Below are 16,895 nucleotides of genomic sequence, written 5' to 3'. Positions count from 1 at the left end.
CGTGGCGTCCCGACGACCCGCGGGTCCCGTGGTGAACTGCGGGCACGGGCGCCGGCGTCGCCGGACACGCGACCGGCCCGCCCGGCGACGCGTCCGAGGGGTGGCCGCGGTCCATGTGAGGCAGCGCCCACCGGCCGGTTCGACGGAAGGACGGGTGATGCGCCGTATCCGGACAGCGGACGACCAGGGCGCGGACCGGGCCCGGGCGGTGGACGCGGACGTCGCGGGCGCCGTCGAACGGGTGCTGGACGAGGTGCTCGGTGCGCGGCTCGCCGAGGCCGCGGCGGCCGACGCCCTGTTCGGCCGTGACATCGCCGAACGCGTCGCGCGCTTCACGCTGGGCGGCGGCAAGCGGCTGCGCGGCCGGTTCGTGTGGTGGGGCCTGCGGGTCTGCGGTGGCGGCGGTGAGACGGCGGGCGCCGCGCTGCGGCTGGCCGCCGCACTCGAACTCGTCCAGACCTGTGCGCTGGTGCACGACGACGTGATGGACGGCGCCGAGCTGCGCAGGGGCAGGCCCGCTCTGCACGCCGAGCTGCGGGGGCAGTACGCCCGCCGGCCCGGCCAGGACCGTTCCGACCGGTCGGCGGAAACGTTCGCCCGGCCGGCGGAGACGTTCGGCCGGTCCGCGGCGATCCTGGCCGGTGACCTCGCGCTGGCCTGGGCCGACGACACCGTCATGGACACCCGCTTCCCCGCCCCCGCGCGGTCCGCGGTGCACGCGCTGTGGCGGACCATGCGGACCGAGATGGTCGCCGGCCAGTACCTCGACCTGCACGGCCAGGCCACCGCGTGCCGCTCCCCCGCCCGCGCGGTCCGCACCGCCCGCCTCAAGAGCGCCCGCTACTCGGTCGAACGGCCGCTGCTGATGGGCGCCGCGCTGGCCGGCGCCGACGACCGGACCGCCGGTGCGCTGCGCTCGGCGGGCCGCTGCGCCGGGCTCGCCTTCCAGCTCCACGACGACCTGCTGGGGGTGTTCGGCGACCCGGAGGAGACCGGGAAACCGTCCGGTGACGACATTCGCGAAGGCAAGCTGACCTACCTCACCGCGGTCGCCCGCGCCCGGGCGGAAGCCGCCGGCGACGACGGGGCCCTCGGCGTCCTCGACGCGGCACTGGGCGACCCGGGCCTCTCGGCCGCCGCCGTGGACCGCGTACGGGACGTGTTCGTCTCGACCGGGGCCCGTGCCGCGCTGGAGGACAAGGTCGAGATCCTCGCCGACCGGAGTGTGGCGCACCTGGCCGACGTCCGCGCCGCCGACCCGGCCGCCCTCCGCCACCTGCACGCGCTGCTCCGGGCCACGGCCGGTGCCCGTACGCACGCCCCGCCGGGCGGCCCTCCCGCAACGGTGCCCGTCGTGGCGGCCCGCGCAGGTGAGCGGTGAAGTCCGTCCCCGGCCGCACCGACCACGTCGTCGTCATCGGTGCCGGGCTGTCCGGGCTGTCCGCCGCGCTGCATCTGCTCGGCGCCGGGCGGCGGGTGACCGTGGTCGAGCGCGACCTCCGGCCCGGCGGCCGGTGCGGCCGCCTCGAACGCGGCGGCTACCTGATCGACACCGGGCCGACCGTGCTGACCATGCCGGACCTCGCCGAGGAGGCGTTCGCCGCGGTCGGCGCCTCGATGGCCGGGCGGCTGGACCTGGTGCCCCTGCACCCCGCCTACCGCGCCCGGTTCGCCGACGGCAGCACGCTCGACGTGCACACCGGCGCGGAGGCCATGGAGGCCGAGATCGAACGGTTCGCCGGGGCCCGGGAGGCCGTGGGCTACCGGCGGCTGCGCTCCTGGCTGAGCCGCCTGTACACGGTCCAGATGCGGCGCTTCATCGACGCCAACTTCGACTCGCCGCTGCATCTGCTCCACCCCGACCTCGCCCGCCTCGCGGCGCTCGGCGGCTTCGGCCGGCTCGACGCCCGTATCGGCCGGTTCCTGGCCGACGAGCGGGTGCGCCGCGTCTTCTCCTTCCAGTCCCTGTACGCGGGTGTGCCGCCGGCCCGTGCGCTCGCCGCGTACGCCGTCATCGCCTACATGGACACGGTGGCCGGCGTGTACTTCCCGCGCGGCGGGATGTACGCGCTGCCCCGCGCCATGGCGGACGCCGCGGCCGAGGCGGGCGGGGAGTTCCGGTACGGGTGCGAGGTGCGCGCGCTGGAACGTTCAGGCGACCGGGTCACCGCCGTCGTCACCGACGCCGGACGCGTCCCGTGCGACGCGGTGGTGCTCACCGCCGACCTGCCCGAGGCGTACCGCCTGCTCGGCCGCACCCCGCGCCGCCCCCTGCCGCTGCGCCGCTCCCCCTCGGCCGTCGTCCTGCACGCGGGCACGCCCGCGACCTGGCCGGAGCCGGGTCACCACACCCTCTCGTTCGGCGCCGCCTGGCACCGGACGTTCCACGAACTGACTCGTACCGGAACGCTGATGAGCGACCCCTCGCTGCTGCTGACCCGGCCGACCGCCACCGACCCGTCGCTCGCCCCGCCGGGCCGCCATCTGCACTACGTCCTCGCGCCCTGCCCCAACACCGACATCGGGCCCGGCGCGCACGCCTGGCGTGACCTCGGCCCCCGCTACCGCGCCGCGCTCCTCGCCGAACTGGACCGGCGCGGCTTCACCGGCCTGGACACGGCGGCCGAGGAGGAGTGCCTGGTCACCCCCGCGGACTGGACCCGCCAAGGGCACGGCGCGGGCACCCCGTTCTCCGCCGCCCACACCTTCGCGCAGACCGGCCCTTTCCGCCCCCGCAACCTCGTGCGCGGCACCGAGAACGCCGTACTGGCCGGGTGCGGCACCACCCCGGGCGTCGGGGTGCCCACCGTGCTGGTATCGGGGAAGCTGGCCGCCGCACGGGTGACCGGCGGCGGTCCCACGAGGCCCGCCAGGGTGACCGACCTCGGCGCGCGCCGCCGCCCCGCCCGTACGCCCGGAGGCACCTCGGCACCGGAGGGCCCCCGCACCCCGGAGGAGGCCCCGTGACCGCCCGGGAACTCGACGCCGCGGGCATCACCGACCCCGCGCTGCGCGCCGCCTACGCCCACTGCCGCCGGCTCAACGCCCGGCACGGCAAGACGTACTTCCTGGCCACCAGGCTGCTGCCGGTCGCCCGCCGGCCCGCCGTGCACGCCCTGTACGGGTTCGCCCGCTGGGCGGACGACATCGTCGACAGCCTGGACGCCGACGCCACGCCCGAGGAACGCGCCACCGCCCTGCGTGCCCTGGAGACGCAGTTGAACGCGGGCCTCGCCCGGAGCGGCGGCGACGAACCGGTCGTACGGGCGCTCGCGCACACCAGCGCCGTCTACGGCATCGACCCGGCGTACTTCACCGCCTTCATGGCCTCCATGCGCGCCGACCTGGAGGTGACCGACTACCCGACCTACGACGACCTGCGCCGGTACATGTACGGCTCGGCCGAGGTCATCGGTCTCCAGATGCTGCCGGTCCTCGGCACGGTCACGCCGCGCGAGGAGGCCGCGCCGCACGCCGCCGCGCTCGGAGCGGCGTTCCAGCTCACCAACTTCCTGCGGGACGTGGGCGAGGACCTGGACCGGGGCCGCGTCTACCTCCCCGCCGACCTGCTGGCCGCGCACGACGTGGACCGGGAACTGCTCCGGTGGAGCCGGCTGACCGGCGGTGCGGACGCCCGGATCACCGCGGCGCTGCGGGCCGCCGCCGACCTCACCCGTGGCGTGTACCGCCGGGCCGCGCCCGGCGTCGCCATGCTCGACCCGGTGTCCCGGCCGTGCATCCGTACCGCCTTCATCCTCTACCGCGGCATCCTGGACGCCGTGGAGGCCGACGGCTACGCGGTCCTGCACCGCCGCGCCGTCGTCTCGCGCCCGGTCCGCGCGACCGTGGCCCTGGACGGACTGGTACGGGTCACGGCGGCCCGCACGGCAGAACGCACCGCGACACGCCCGGGAGGAATCACCTTGGACGCTCCCCGCCGCCCCGCCGGACGCGGCCGGTACCCGCTGAGCCTGCGCCGGCGCCCCGTCGCGTGGGAGCGCCAGCGGCCCACCTGGCGGGACGCCGCGCCCGGCGTGATCGCCGGCGCGCTGGAGCGTGCCAGGTCCCGGCCGTCCGGCAACTGGTACGCCGTGGGCGCCACGCGGGAGGTCGGCCGGGACCGCCCGCTGGGACGGACCGTCGCCGGGACGGAGGTGGTGCTGTGGCGCGCCGCCGACGGACGGCTGCGCGGCGGCCCCGGCGCCTGCCCGCATCTGGGCGCGCCCCTGAAGGACAGTCCGGTGCGGTGCGGCACCCTCGTCTGCCACTGGCACGGACTCGCCCTGGACGGCGGCCCCTTCGCCGGGTGGGAGCCGTACCCGGTGTACGACGACGGGGTACTGGTCTGGGTACGTCTGGACCGGGCGGGCGGCGAGGAGCCGCTGGCCAGGCCCCGTGTCCCGCGGCGTCCGGACACCGCCGGCACCGTGGCGTCCGTGTACACCGGCGTCGGACGCTGCGAACCGGACGACGTGGTCGCCAACCGGCTCGACCCGTGGCACGGCGCCTGGTTCCACCCGTACTCCTTCGTCGACCTGACCGTGACGGACGGTCCGGCGGGCCCGGAGGACGCGTTGACCGTGGACGTCTCCTTCAAGGTGGCCGGGCGGCTGGTCGTCCCGGTCCGCGCGGAGTTCACCGCGCCCGGGCCGCGCACCGTGGTCATGCGCATCACCGAGGGCGAGGGCGCGGGATCCGTCGTGGAGACCCACGCCACCCCGCTCGGCGCCGATGCCTGCGGCCGCCCGCGCACCGCCGTCGTGGAAGCGGTCGTCGCCGCCTCCGCCCGCCCGGGATTCGCGGTGGCCCGCGCGGCCGCTCCCCTGCTGCGTCCGCTGATGCGGGCGACGGCGGGGCGTCTGTGGCGCGACGACATGGCGTACGCGGAGCGGCGGTGGGAGCTGCGCAGTTCGGGGCGCTTTCCCGGTTGAGGGGCCGTGTCGAGGGGCCGCGTAGGATGCGAACGGCCGGGCCCCACCGGCCCGTTCCGATGCCGGCCCGTTCGGGCGCCGGACCGACTTCGTTCCCGGAGACGACATGAGCAGCGCTCTTCTTGTGATGGACGTCCAACGGGCCATCGTGGACCTCGCCGACGACGGCTCCGGTTACCTGCCGCGCCTGCGCAGGGCGATCGACGGGGCCCGGGCGGCGGACATACCCGTGATCTACGTGGTCATCGCGCTGCGTTCCGGTTTCCCCGAAGTCGGCACGCGGAACCGGCCGCTGGCCGCCATCGCGGAGGCCGGCCTGTTCGTGGAGGGCGCGCCGGGCACCGAGATCCACCCCGAGGTGGCGCCCCGGCCGGGCGAGGTGGTGGTCACCAAGCGGCGGGCGAGCGCGTTCTCGGGCAGCGATCTCGACGTGGTGCTGCGGGCGCGTGGCATCGACAGCCTCGTCCTGACCGGCATCGCCACCAGCGCCGTGGTGCTGTCCACCCTGTGCCAGGCGAACGACCTGGACTTCGGCCTCACCGTCCTGCCCGACGCCTGTCTGGACACCGATCCGGAGCTGCACCGGGTCCTCGTCGAGCGGCTGTTCCCGCAGTGGGCGGATGTCGTCACCGTCGACGACTGGGTCAAGGCGATCGCTCCTCGGTAGCGGCAGGCGCCGAAGGGCGTCTTCGGTCCGCTCCGGCACCGGACGCTGCCGAGTTCACGGTCTCCCGCTCCTCCCGCCCAGCAGTCGCGCCAGTCCGCGCAGCACCGCCGAGCGGCCGCGGTCCGGGACCGTCCACAGGGTCTGGCCGCGCACGCCCCACCGCTCCAGCAGGGTGTTGGCGGCGAGGAAGCCCGTGGTGGCCGCGCGTTCCATCAGGGCCACCGGCAGGTCGGTGCGTACGAGGTCGCCGGCGACCGTCACGGCCGGGTCGGGGGTGCGTACGGTGGGACGGTCGTGATAGCCGCCCACCGGGAACAGGGGGCAGTCCGCGTGCCACTCGTGCCGGGCGTCGACGGCCTTCGCCCGGCCCGTCTCCGGGTAGACGCGCCGGAGTTGGCCGATCAGCCGGTCCTGTTGCGCCTGCCGGGCGGTGTCCGTGGCGAGCGCGTACGCGTGCAGTTCCACCACCGAGCCGCCGTTACGGGAGGTCCACCGGGCCGCCTCCCCTTCCCAGCGCTCCAGCACGCTGACGTTGTCGAGCGGGCCGTAGCCGCTGGTGCCGAGGAAACCGGGCCGGTCAGGGGCCACCGGGCGGTCGAGCCAGAGCCGGGAGACGAGGAACGGCGGTGCGGTACGCAGCCGCGACATCCGTGCGCGCCATCGCGGGTCGCCCAGCCCCGGTGAGGCGGCGACCAGGCGGCGCAGCCCGGTCACGTCGAGGGCGAGCACGACCGCGTCGTGGCGCGTAGCGCCGTGGCCGCCTCGTACGGTCACCCCCGCACTGCCCGGGCCGGACTCCACGGACTCCACCGCGCATCCGGTCCGGAGGGTGACGCCGTGCCCGGTCAGGTAACGTCCCAGCGGTTCCCAGAGTGCCTGCGGGAACGGCTCGCCGGGGACGTCGAACAGCAGCCCTTCGCTGGAGCCGAGGAAGTAGATGTGGAACATCAGGGCCATCTCGGCGGCCGACAGTTCCCCGGGGTCGGCGAAGAAGCTGCGGGAGAACACCTCGAACGCCAGGTGGTGCGCGGCCTCGGGAAAGCGGATGCGGTCCAGCAGTTGGCGCGCGCTGACGCCGTCCAGACGCTCGTACACGCCGGGGGTCCGTACGTCGAGCAACGGCAGGGCGGCGCGCGGGTTCATCCGGGCCATCTCGCGCAGGGTGAACGTCGGGCTGAGCGCGGCGAAGCCGACGGCGCTCCACGGGGGTGTGCGCGGGACGTGGGCGAAGCTGTCCTGGAGGCCGCTGCTGTGGCGCAGCGGATAGTCGGGCAGCCCGGTGAGCGCGGCCAGCGCCGGGTCGGCGCGCCGCAGCAGTCCGCGCAGGTTGTAGTACTGGCGGAAGAAGGCGTGGAAGCCGCGGGTCATGGTCGCCCCGGAGCCGTCGGCGAGGCGGACCGGCCGTCCGGCGAGCCGGCCGCCGAGCCCCGGTTCCCGCTCGTACAGCGTGACCCGGACGCCCCGTTCGGCGAGTCCGGTGGCCGCGGCCAGTCCGGCGATGCCGCCGCCGATCACCGCGGCGTGCGGCGCCTCGCCGGTGATCCTCGCCCGGCCCGGCGCCGGCGGCACGACACGGGCGCGCCGGTCCCGGCCCCGGCGCGGCGCGGCGGGGGGACGCCGGGCGGCGGCCGGGAGTACGGCCGGGGCGGCTTCATCCGGGAGGGTCGTCATCGGACGGTCCGTTCCTGTGCGGGGCCGGGGCGGTGTCCGGCGCGGGGGTCGGGGCGACGGCCGGTGCGGTCTTCGGCGTGCCGCTCTCCGTACGGGCCGGGCGTACGGACGGACGGCGGCGCAGCCCCGGCAGCTCGGCCACGGTGCGCAGCATGGGCAGGACGGGGGTGTGCAGACCGATCGACAGGTCCTCGCGCAGCCGGGTGCCGCCGTCCAGGAAGCGCAGCAGCCGTTCCATCGGTACGCCGCGGAACAGCCCGGTGAAGAAGTCGGCGCCGTCGATGCGTCCGCGGTCGAGGGCGCGCAGCAGGACGGCGTCCATCAGCCGGGAGCGCGCGGAGTGCGGAGGCGGCGGGGCCGGGGCGCGGCCCCGGTGGAAGGCGGCGGCGATGGCCCGGGTCTGGCGCTGGACGGCGGCGAAGGTGTAGCCGGTCGACGGCCGGGTGGCGCCGCCCGCGGCACCGATCCGGAAGACGCCGGGCCCCGCGCCGCGGGGGAAGCGCGCGTCGGTCATCGGGATGACGCCCTGTTCGGAGGCGGTGATCCGGTACGGGCCGAGCGGGCGGACCTCCGTGAGGTAGTGGCGCAGCGCACGGTGGTAGGCGGCCTCGTCGAGCGGGGCGGCGGAGAATTCGGTGTACTCGACCAACGCCTCGTGCGGGCCGAGCGGGAGGACGTAGCCGAAGGAGAGCCCGTGGTCCGGCTGTGGGGTGCGGAAGTCCATCAGGTCGGCGGTCGCGGGGTCGAACTCGGGCCGTTCGGTGCGGACGAACCAGCCGTGGAAGTGCTGGAGCAGGGTGGTGCGGGCGGGCGGCAGGGCGGGCAGCGGCCGGGAGTCGAAGACCCAGCGGGCCCGGAGCCGTACGGGGGCGCCCTCCGCCGTCGTACCGCGGACCTCGGCGCCGCCCGGCAGCGTACGCACGTCGTCCACGACGGCCGTCACCCGGCGTGCCGAGGGGGTGTCCGCGAGCCGGTCACCGACCAGTTCCTCGAACGCGCCGGAGCGCAGCATTTTGTACCGCAGCGGTGCCGGGCGCCCGGTCAGCGGCGCTCCGTCGGTCCCGTGGACGCGGAGCCGGTCCCAGGAGGCCGCCAGCACGCCGTCGTACTCGCCGTCCGGCCGCTCCCAGTAGCACCAGGTGCGTTCGGGGGGCCTGAGCGGTCCCGGTGGCGCGTCCACGACGGTCACCTGGGGGCAGCGGGCACCGGGCGGCGGGGCGCAGAGCCGGTGGGCGAGGGAGAGTCCCGCGGCGCCGCCGCCCACGACGGCCACCTCCGTGTCGTACACGCCGACTCCCTCCCGTACCGCCCGGCACCGCATCGACGGGTCCGTCACGTCTGCGGGTGCCCGCCCGGCCGGGTTCCACCGGCCCCGGGGCCACCTTCCGACCGCCGGCTCCGGGCCGGGGATCTTCGTCATGATCCTTACCACGCCGGCCGGGCGGCGGCCGGTCCGTGACACGCGCGGCGGCGGGCCCGGGGCGTCCGTACGGAAACGGAGAAAGCCCCGGCCAGACGGGGGGAGCTGGCCGGGGCGGTCCGGAACGGGCGGGGACACCGGTCATCGTCGACGAATCGACGAAGGGTCCGCACGGCCCGTGATCAATTGAACAATAAAGCATCGATGCCCTCTACACCAAATCAGATCGTTGTGACGCATATCGCTCCCCGCCGGTCACACCCGGTGCACCCGGCCGTCCGTACGCCCGTACGTCCCGTACGCATGCGTCTGCCGCGCGGCAGGGGCCGGTCCCCGCCGCGCGGCAGTCGTCAGCAGATCAGGAGATCAGCAGGTCAGGGGTCAGGAGACCGGGGCGAGCTGCGCCACCAGGCCGTTGCGCCACAGGGCGTCCACCCGGGCGCGCTCCTGCGCGTTCGGGTTGGTGTTCTGGCAGGAGGGGCCGGGGCCGCCACCCGACATCAGCTCGCTGCACGGGCCCGAGTAGTGGTCGGGCAGGCCGAGGACGTGACCCGTCTCGTGGGCCACCACGCGGGTCGAGTTGTACTGCTGGTTCTGCCGGTAGTCGAGGAAGATGTAGCCCCGGCCGTGGCCGTCGGTGCTCGCGTAGGAGCCGCGGGGGTCGTTGCCCTCCCGGTACGAGAAGTCTCCCCTGGAGCCTTCCTGGAGCTTCACGTTGTTCACCGAGCTGTTCCAGATCTGCGTGCTGCGCGCTATCTGGCTGCGGAAGGTGGGGGCGCTGCTCGCGTTGTACGTGACGGTGACGGCCTTGACGCCGGGCGTCGCCGCGCGCTTGGCGGCGGCTGCCTTCATGACAGCCTGAAAGAACGCCTTGTTGGCCGCGGACTCCTCGGCCGAGCCGGTGTACTTGGCTATGGAGGCCGGGGTGGAGACGCTCGCGCCGGAGGGGGCGGCCGGCGCGGAGGCGGCGGTGGCGGGGACGGTACCGAGGGAGGCGGCCAGACCGAGGCCGAGCACGGCGGTGAGGACCGTACGGGTGGGTCTCATGGGGGAACCTCGTCATCCGTGGGAGGGATTTGGTACCGGGATTGTGAAGGAATCAAGGTCCGCTGCGGATGACAGCTTTTGGTGATAGTGCCGTGACATCGCCCCGGGTGTCCGGGTGCGCGGGCGGGCGCAACTCCCTTGTCACCCAAGGTTCATGACAGGGCGAAGGCGCCGTTCACACCGTTGGCATGGGAATGTGGCACCTGCCCATGTCATCACCGGCTACGTCGAATGACGTATTCCGTACGCGTTCGACGCGGGCGCGGGCCCGGACGTCAGCAGGGCAGCGGACGCGCCCGATTGAGGTTGAGCAGGGGCGCGAGCAGGTCGCCGTGGCGCTCACGGCGCTCGGCGACGGCGTCGAAGAGGAACGTGAGCTGCTCCGGGTCCGTACAGGCCTCGATCTCGTCCCAGGTCACGGGGGCGGAGACGGTCGGCAGCTCGCGGGCGCGCACCGTGTAGGGAGCGGCGGTGGTCTTGGAGGCCGAGTTCTGCGAGAAGTCGATGAAGACCTTGCCCGGCCGCAGGGCCTTGGTCATCCGGTGCACGACATGGCCGGGCAGGGTTTGCTCCGCCTCGACGGCGATCGCCTTGGCGTACGCCGTGACGTCGTCCGAGGGCGTCGGCTCGATCGGCACGAGGATGTGCAGGCCCTTCGAGCCGCTGGTCTTCGCGTAGACGTTGAGGCCGTCGGCCGCCAGGCGCTCGCGCAGCCACCGGGCCACCCCGCAGCACTCCACGATCGTGGCCGGCTCCCCCGGGTCGAGGTCGAACACCAGGCGGTCGGCGATGCGGGGCGCGGCGGCGGTCCACTGCGGGGTGTGCAGCTCGACGACGAGGTTGGCGGCCCACATCAGGGTCGGTACGTCGCGGACCAGCACCTGCTGCCGGGACTTCGCCGTGCTGCCGGGCACCTCGGTGGTCTTCACCCATGCGGGCGTCCCGGGCGGCACGTTCTTGGTGAAGAACTGCTGGCCGTCGGGCCCGTCGGGATACCGCAGGAAGGAGACGGGCCGGTCGTGGACGTGGGCGAGGAGGGCGCCCGCGGTGGTGGCGTAGTAGTGCAGCAGCTCGCCCTTGGTGGTGCCGGTCCGCGGATACAGGACCTTGTCCAGGTTGGTGAGCGACAGCCGCCGCCCCTCCACGACGGTGATTGGCGACATACGATGACCATCCCATACAAATGCCACGGCAAGGATGAGACATGCGATCTGTTTGGAACGGGTCTATCTCCTTCGGGCTGGTCAGCATCCCCGTGAAGACCTACAGCGCGACCGAGCGCACCGCCTCCGTCTCGTTCGTCCGCATCCACGAGAAGGACGGCGGCCGGATCCACTACCGCAAGGTGTGCGAGCTGGACGGCGAGGAGGTCCCCAACGAGGAGGTCGGCAAGGGCTACCAGGCCGCGGACGACACGATCGTGCCGATCACCGACGAGGACCTGGCCAAGCTGCCGCTGCCGACGACCAAGACCCTGACCATCCTGGCCTTCGTGGGCGCGGACGAGATCGACCCGCTCCAGTTCGACAAGTCCTACTTCCTGGGGCCCAACGGCGTCGCCGCCGCCAAGCCGTACGCCCTGCTGCGGGACGCGCTGGAGCACCAGGAGAAGGTCGCGATCGGCAAGGTCGCCATGCACGGGCGGGAGACGCTGGCCATGCTCCGGTCGCACGACGGGGCGATCGCCATGCACACCCTGCTCTGGCCGGACCAGGTCCGCTCGGCGCGCACCGTCGCCCCGAGCGACAAGGTCGAGATCCGGGAGAACGAGCTGACCCTCGCCGAGACCCTGATGGACTCGCTCGGCGACCTGGACGAGTCCGAGCTGCACGACGACTACCGGGAGGCCGTCGAGGAGCTGGTCTCCGCGAAGCTGGAGGGCGGCGAGCCGACCGCTCCCCGGGCCGCGCCCGGCGCCGGCGGCAAGGTCATCGACCTGATGGCCGCGCTGGAGAACAGCGTCCGCGCGGCGCGCGAATCGCGCGGGGAGGGCGGGGGCGGCGGGGCCGAGGCGGAGCAGGACGAGGAGTCGGCGTCGGTCACGCCGATCGGGAGCCGCAAGACGGCGAAGAAGACCGCGGCGAAGGCTGCGTCCGGCAGCGGCGCCAAGAAGACGGCAGCGGCCCGTAAGACGTCCGGACCGGCCGCCAAGAAGACCGCTTCCGGCAAGGCGTCGGGCGGTTCCGGCACGAAGAAGACGGCCGGGAACGGCGGCTCGGGCGGCAAGAAGACCGCGGCGAAGCCGTCCACGGCCAAGTCCGCCGCGAAGAAGAGCAGCGCCAAGCGGAGCGGGAAGAAGGCGTCGGCCTGAGACACCCCGCGCGAGCGGTTCCGACAGGGGTCCTCCGGCGGCCCCCGGTGGCCTTAAGGTCGGTGCATGGCTTCAGACGAGGGAACGGTGCGCGTCGACAGCTGGATCTGGTCCGTCCGGCTGACCAAGACGCGTTCGGCGGCCGCGACGGCCTGCCGTGGCGGACATGTACGGGTCAACGGGGAGCGGGCAAAGGCCGCCCAGGCGGTGCGGCCGGGCGACGAGGTCCGGCTGCGGCACGCCGGGCGCGAGCGCGTCGTGGTGGTCTCGCGCCTGGTGCGCAAGCGGGTCGGCGCCGCGGTCGCCGCGGAGTGCTTCGTCGACAACAGTCCCCCGCCGCCGCCCCGTGAGGAGATCGCCGCGGTCGGTCACCGCGACCGCGGCGCCGGGCGGCCCACCAAGCGCGACCGGCGCGAGCTGGAGCAGTTGCGCGGCAGCCGCTGAGCCCGGCGGGGACGGATGCGCCGCCGGGCAGCGGTACGGGAGGGCTCAGTGGCTTGCCGTACGGCCGCCCGGCGCGCTCACAGCTCGCTCAGGTACACCCAGGCGCCCTCGTCCCGCACGAAGCGGCTGTTCTCCTCCTGGACGCCGGGCTCTCCGTTCAGCGTGTAGTGCGCCCGGAACCGGACGGTGCCTTCGCTGTGGAAGGCGCTGCCGCCCGTCGTGGCGACGATCTCCAGTCGCGTCCACCGCTGCTTCGGCTCGAAGTCCAGGTCCGCCGGGCGGGTCGCGGGGTGCCAGGTGCGCAGCAGGTACGGTGCGTCACCGGCCGCGAAGGCGCTGTAGCGCGAGCGCATCAGCCGCTCGGCGGTGGGGGCGGCCGCCTGTCCCTGGTGGAAGCGGGCGCAGCACTCTCCGTAGGACGCCTGGAGTCCGCAGGGGCAGGGGGCGGAGGGGTCGATCGCCGTTCGTCGGCGCGCGTGGTTCTTGGACACTCCTAGATTGTGACCGTTACGGGAGGCCGCACGACCGGTACCCCCCCTTGAGCTGCCCCGCACCCGGCTCTCCCGCCTGTCTCGCACAGCTCTCTCGTCAGCCGGCCGTGCTCCGCAGCCAGCCGTCGACCGTGGCCGTCACGGCGCGTGCGAAGCGGTCGATGCCCGGCGACCGTACGGGGCACGGGCGGGGTGTGGTGGTGGTCGGGGCCAGGCAGAAGTGCAGGGCGTCGTCGGTGCGGTGCAGGTCGGTGACGCCGCCGCCGGGGGCCGGGTGGGTGCAGTACGCGGGCTGCGCGCGCTCGTAGGCGTCGCAGGGCAGTTGGCGAGTCCACCGGTAGCGGTCGTCGGCGGGGCTGAGCGTGCGGCCCGCGTCCGCGTACAGGTCGCCGGACGCGGCGGCGCGGTCGGCGTAGACGGCGTTCACCCTGCGTATCCGGTCCGGATGGAAGGCGTCGGGTGCCTGGGAGGCCCAGACGATCTTCGGGCGGGCGAGGCCGACTGCCCGGGCGGCCGTGGCGATCTCCTCGGTCAGCGCCCGCGCGTCGGCGGCGTACCGGTCGTAGTAGCCCGCCGTACCGTAGGTGGCGCCCGCCATGCAGGGGGTGTAGCCCCAGGCGTTTCCCCAGAACTGGAGGATCACGACGCGCGGGCGCACCGTCCGTACCAGTGCGGCCGCCTTGTCCCCGGCGGGGACCAGCGACTTTCCCCGCCAGGCCGTCAGGTAGTCGCACAGTGTCGTGCCGGGGTGCGGCGCGCTGTGCAACTGCACCCGGCCGCTCGCGCGGAGCCGTTCCGCGAGTGCCTTCTGGCTCTCCACGGCCAGGGAGTCGCCGAGGTAGATCGCGGGGACGGCGCGGGCGGGCGGTCCGGGCCGCGCGCTCTGCGCCGCCCCGTCCGGCGGCGGCGTGGTGGCGCTGCCGCCGGGTGCCGGGGTGGTCACGGCCGGGCGCGGGCCGGAGGGCGTGTCCGTGGGGTCGGAGGCGAAGACGACACTCCAGCCGAGGGCTCCGACCAGGGCCAGGGCCAGCACACCGAGCAGCGGTACCACCCAGCGCTGGGTCATCGGGCCGCCCCTGTTCGCGCGTACGGCCGGTGGCTCATGTCAGGTGCACTGCACAACCGGCACGGGCAGACCAGCCAAGCACACCGCGCCCCACGGGAGAAGACCGCTACCCGAAGAGGGCGGCCGGCAGCCGGAGGTCCGGCCGCTGCCCGGCCGGCGCGGATGCCGGTGCGAGTGCGGGTGCCGGTGCGGATGCGGGTGCCTTGCCGCAGAACTCCGCCTCGATCACGTTCACGTACAGCGTCTCGTCCGTCAGCCAGTCACCGTTCATGTTCAACGTCAGTTGGTGGCCGCCGTCCCGCGTACCGAGCGAGAAGGACATCGAGCCGTTGGTCCTGCCGGTCTTGCCGACCACCTGTACGCCACAGGACAGCACGGCGGTCTCCACACCGAGCCCGAAGCCGACGCCCTCCCCCGCCGGCACCTCGCTGAGCAGTTCCGTCATCTGCGCGCGAGGCAGCAACGCGCCGCCCAGCAGGGCCCGGTGGAACCGGTTGAGGTCGCCGAGGGTGGAGATCATGTCGCCCGCCGCCCCCAGCCAGGTCATGTTCTGCTCGGTGGCGTCGTGGACCGGCGCGTCGGGGGCCGGGTCGTGCAGCCGGGTGTACGCGACGGGGTGCGGGTCCGGCATGGTGGCCCGGCTCCCCGGGAACGACGTACCGCGCAGCTTCAGCGGCTCGATGACCCGGCGTGTCACCTCCCGGGCGTACGAACGGCCCGTCACCTTCTCGATGACCAGGCCGGCGAGGACGAAGTTGGTGTTCGAGTACCGGGCCCGCGTCCCCGGCGCGGACGTCGGCGGGTACGTCATCGCTATGGCCACCAGCTCCTGGGGCGTGTGGTTGTCGTAGCGGTGTTCGGGGAAGCGGCTGCCGGAGGAGTTGGTCCGGAAGTCCGGGTCCTCGGTGAAGTCGGGCAGGCCGCTGGTGTGGTGGAGCAACTGACGCAGCATGATCGTGCGGCCGTCGTTCCCCCGGCCCCGCACCAGGCCCGGCAGCCACGTCTCCACGGTGTCGTCCAGGCGCAGTCTCCGCTCCGCCTCCAGTTGGAGGAGGACGGTGGCGATGAACGGTTTGGTGATGCTCGCCGCCCGGAAACGGTCGTCGGCCGAGCGGGCCCGCCCCGTACCGGTGTCCGCGACACCCGCCGAACCGAACCACCGCTGGCCGCCGTCCCGGACCTCGGCCGCCACACCGGGCAGCCCGGCCACGTCCACCAGCCGGCGCAGCGCCTCCTGGGTCGCCGCGTGCCCGTGCGCATGCCCGTGCACATGCCCGTGCCCCGGCGCGGCGGACTCCGCCGCGTACGCGGGCGCCGATCCCGGGACGCCCACCGCCGCAGTAGTGGCCAGGGCGGTCAGAACGGTCCGTACGGTCCGCTGCGTCATCGGTCAGCCTCCGGGAGCCGAAGGGGCCACGCGCCCCCTGCGGCGTCAATGACGCCGAGGGGACAGCGGAGGTTGACCGTGCGGGGCGGCGTCCGGCGCCGTGTCCGGAAGCGTGCGGACCCTGTCCCGGACAAGCCCGGACAGCTCACCGGTGGACGGCGCGGGTACGGAGTCGGCGGGGAGCCCGGGAACGCGGAGCGGAGCGGGGCGCCCTGCTACGGGGGTGCGGACAGCGCGGCCGACGGCCTGCCGGCGAGCGCGCGGGTGCGGCGGCGGGCACTGCCCGCCGGGTGCCTCTCCCCTGCGCGGTCCCGGGCCGGTCCTGATCGGCACGCCGTGCGGCGCTGCCGGACCGGCCCCATGATGGAAGCAGCGGAGGCACTGCCGGCCGGCGGGACTCTCCGGACCCGAGCGATCTTTCGGGAGGCGCCATGGGCAAGGACAGCACTCCGGGCTCCGACGAGGCCCGCGCGGCGAGGCTGCGGGAGCTGTACACGGGCGGAGAGCGCCCGTTCGATCCGGAGGACCTGGTCATGGCCAGGGGACTGGAACCGACGCCGGAGCGGGTCGAGGAGGCCCGCAAGCTCATCGAGGAGAAGGGGGCCGCGGCGATCGAACGGTATCTGCCGTAGCGGTGCCGCGAGCGGGGCGTACCGCTCAGTTCGGTGACACCAGGGCGGCGACGCGCGCACGGTAGGCGGCGCTGTCCTCCCGGCTCAGCGGGAGCCGGCCGTCGCCCGCGAGGTGCGACGGGAGGTAGGTGGCCTGCTTGACGGCCTGGGACAGCGGACCCGGCAGGTTGAGCAGGAGCTGGCCCTGTTCGGCGGTCTCGATGACCATCCACGCGTCGGAACCGCGGTCGTCGGGAGCGGTCGGCTCGATGGTGCTGACGGCCGTCACGGTCAGGGTGGGCGGCACGTCGGCGGGGACCGGTGTGCCGTCCGTCGTCTTTACGTCGGTCGTCGTCGGTATGTCGGTTCCCGTCGTGTTCTCGTTCTCCGTATTCATGTTCCCTCCCTAACAACCGGGTACGGGTCCGGGCCAGCGGTCGCGCCGAGTCGTGTCTCACAGTGGCCGGGGGAATGCGGGCGGGGACCGCGGAAGGAAAGGTGGCCCACGGACATGCGCCGCAGAAGAGACCCGGCCGGAGTGACCCGTCCGACACGCGCCGAAGCAGTCCGATCACCGATCATGGCCCGCATGGACGAGGACATCCACACCACCGGTCCGGCGCCGGACGCGGCCCGGCGTACGCACGACCGGGAGCGGCGGCGGGCACGTCTGGTGCTCGCGGGGCGCGCCGAGAGTGCGGCGGACCTGGCGATGCTGATCGACGCCCTGGGGCTCGACCCCCGGGAGGACCACGAGTCCTCGGAGCGGCGGGAGTGAGGCGGGGGCCGGCGAGCGGCTGAGCCCCTGCCCCTGTGCCGTCCGGCGCGGGCCCGTACCGGTCGGTCCGC

The 16,895-nt window shown here is 74.3% G+C and carries 16 protein-coding genes and 1 pseudogene; 9 read left to right on the top strand and 8 right to left on the bottom strand.

Going from position 1 to position 16,895, the window contains the following annotated elements:
• The first annotated feature begins 157 nt into the window (after window positions 1-157).
• From ACZ4QV_RS25935 to ACZ4QV_RS25915, 5 genes and pseudogenes are all read left to right on the top strand, one after another.
• Window positions 158-1,381, top strand: a complete 1,224-nt coding sequence (locus ACZ4QV_RS25935) for a polyprenyl synthetase family protein (protein ID WP_361153664.1) — start codon at window positions 158-160, stop codon at window positions 1,379-1,381.
• Window positions 1,378-2,967 (top strand): phytoene desaturase family protein, encoded by a 1,590-nt coding sequence (gene crtI / locus ACZ4QV_RS25930; RefSeq protein ID WP_361587883.1) that lies wholly within the window; start codon window positions 1,378-1,380, stop codon window positions 2,965-2,967. Before ACZ4QV_RS25935 ends, crtI begins: the two co-directional genes overlap by 4 nt.
• Window positions 2,964-3,914: pseudogene (locus ACZ4QV_RS25925) on the top strand (phytoene/squalene synthase family protein); the annotation flags it as partial. The gene crtI and the pseudogene ACZ4QV_RS25925, both read left to right, overlap by 4 nt.
• 9 nt (window positions 3,915-3,923) lie before the next feature.
• Window positions 3,924-4,931 carry a DUF5914 domain-containing protein gene (locus ACZ4QV_RS25920; RefSeq protein ID WP_361153997.1) on the top strand — a complete coding sequence of 336 codons (1,008 nt, stop codon included), beginning with the start codon at window positions 3,924-3,926 and terminating at the stop codon, window positions 4,929-4,931.
• Between the two features lie 106 nt (window positions 4,932-5,037).
• Complete coding sequence (locus tag ACZ4QV_RS25915; protein WP_361153670.1) at window positions 5,038-5,598, top strand: cysteine hydrolase family protein; 561 nt, start codon at window positions 5,038-5,040, stop codon at window positions 5,596-5,598.
• Window positions 5,599-5,652: 54 nt separating this feature from the next.
• Here ACZ4QV_RS25915 and ACZ4QV_RS25910 read toward each other — a convergent pair whose 3' ends face one another.
• The 4 genes from ACZ4QV_RS25910 to ligD form a co-directional block, all read right to left on the bottom strand.
• Complete coding sequence (locus ACZ4QV_RS25910; protein WP_361587881.1) at window positions 5,653-7,269, bottom strand: FAD-dependent oxidoreductase; 1,617 nt, start codon at window positions 7,267-7,269, stop codon at window positions 5,653-5,655.
• The gene (locus ACZ4QV_RS25905) at window positions 7,250-8,557 is read right to left on the bottom strand and encodes a lycopene cyclase family protein (RefSeq protein WP_361587879.1); all 1,308 of its coding nucleotides are present in this window, start codon (window positions 8,555-8,557) and stop codon (window positions 7,250-7,252) included. Before ACZ4QV_RS25905 ends, ACZ4QV_RS25910 begins: the two co-directional genes overlap by 20 nt.
• Window positions 8,558-9,070: 513 nt before the next feature.
• Window positions 9,071-9,736, bottom strand: coding sequence for a snapalysin (gene snpA / locus ACZ4QV_RS25900; RefSeq protein ID WP_361153678.1), 666 nt, complete (start codon window positions 9,734-9,736; stop codon window positions 9,071-9,073).
• Between the two features lie 275 nt (window positions 9,737-10,011).
• Window positions 10,012-10,899 (bottom strand): non-homologous end-joining DNA ligase, encoded by an 888-nt coding sequence (gene ligD, locus ACZ4QV_RS25895; protein ID WP_361153681.1) that lies wholly within the window; start codon window positions 10,897-10,899, stop codon window positions 10,012-10,014.
• A 41-nt stretch (window positions 10,900-10,940) separates the two neighbouring features.
• On the opposite strand from ligD, the gene ku reads away from it, so the two are divergent.
• Both ku and ACZ4QV_RS25885 read left to right on the top strand, forming a co-directional pair.
• A complete protein-coding gene (ku, locus tag ACZ4QV_RS25890; protein ID WP_361153684.1) occupies window positions 10,941-12,047 on the top strand; it encodes a non-homologous end joining protein Ku in 1,107 nt (368 codons plus the stop codon).
• A gap of 66 nt (window positions 12,048-12,113) precedes the next feature.
• The gene (locus ACZ4QV_RS25885) at window positions 12,114-12,491 is read left to right on the top strand and encodes an RNA-binding S4 domain-containing protein (protein WP_361153686.1); all 378 of its coding nucleotides are present in this window, start codon (window positions 12,114-12,116) and stop codon (window positions 12,489-12,491) included.
• A gap of 77 nt (window positions 12,492-12,568) precedes the next feature.
• Here the strand turns inward: ACZ4QV_RS25885 and ACZ4QV_RS25880 are convergent, their stop codons facing one another.
• The 3 genes from ACZ4QV_RS25880 to ACZ4QV_RS25870 form a co-directional block, all read right to left on the bottom strand.
• Window positions 12,569-12,982, bottom strand: a complete 414-nt coding sequence (locus ACZ4QV_RS25880; RefSeq protein ID WP_361153689.1) for a YchJ family protein — start codon at window positions 12,980-12,982, stop codon at window positions 12,569-12,571.
• A gap of 97 nt (window positions 12,983-13,079) precedes the next feature.
• The gene (locus ACZ4QV_RS25875; protein ID WP_361587876.1) at window positions 13,080-14,048 is read right to left on the bottom strand and encodes an SGNH/GDSL hydrolase family protein; all 969 of its coding nucleotides are present in this window, start codon (window positions 14,046-14,048) and stop codon (window positions 13,080-13,082) included.
• A gap of 106 nt (window positions 14,049-14,154) precedes the next feature.
• Window positions 14,155-15,435 (bottom strand): serine hydrolase domain-containing protein, encoded by a 1,281-nt coding sequence (locus tag ACZ4QV_RS25870; RefSeq protein ID WP_361587874.1) that lies wholly within the window; start codon window positions 15,433-15,435, stop codon window positions 14,155-14,157.
• A 431-nt stretch (window positions 15,436-15,866) separates the two neighbouring features.
• Here ACZ4QV_RS25870 and ACZ4QV_RS25865 point away from each other — a divergent pair, with 431 nt between their 5' ends.
• Window positions 15,867-16,067: a hypothetical protein gene (locus ACZ4QV_RS25865; protein WP_361153697.1), complete on the top strand. Its 201-nt coding sequence runs from the start codon at window positions 15,867-15,869 to the stop codon at window positions 16,065-16,067.
• Window positions 16,068-16,092: 25 nt separating this feature from the next.
• Here ACZ4QV_RS25865 and ACZ4QV_RS25860 read toward each other — a convergent pair whose 3' ends face one another.
• Complete coding sequence (locus ACZ4QV_RS25860; protein ID WP_361615500.1) at window positions 16,093-16,443, bottom strand: hypothetical protein; 351 nt, start codon at window positions 16,441-16,443, stop codon at window positions 16,093-16,095.
• Between the two features lie 192 nt (window positions 16,444-16,635).
• Between ACZ4QV_RS25860 and ACZ4QV_RS25855 the strand changes: the two genes are divergently transcribed.
• The gene (locus ACZ4QV_RS25855; RefSeq protein WP_361587870.1) at window positions 16,636-16,824 is read left to right on the top strand and encodes a hypothetical protein; all 189 of its coding nucleotides are present in this window, start codon (window positions 16,636-16,638) and stop codon (window positions 16,822-16,824) included.
• Window positions 16,825-16,895 lie beyond the last annotated feature (71 nt).

This window comes from Streptomyces sp. NPDC026394 (genome assembly GCF_055567735.1).
This window is presented reverse-complemented; position numbering and strand designations above follow the sequence as displayed.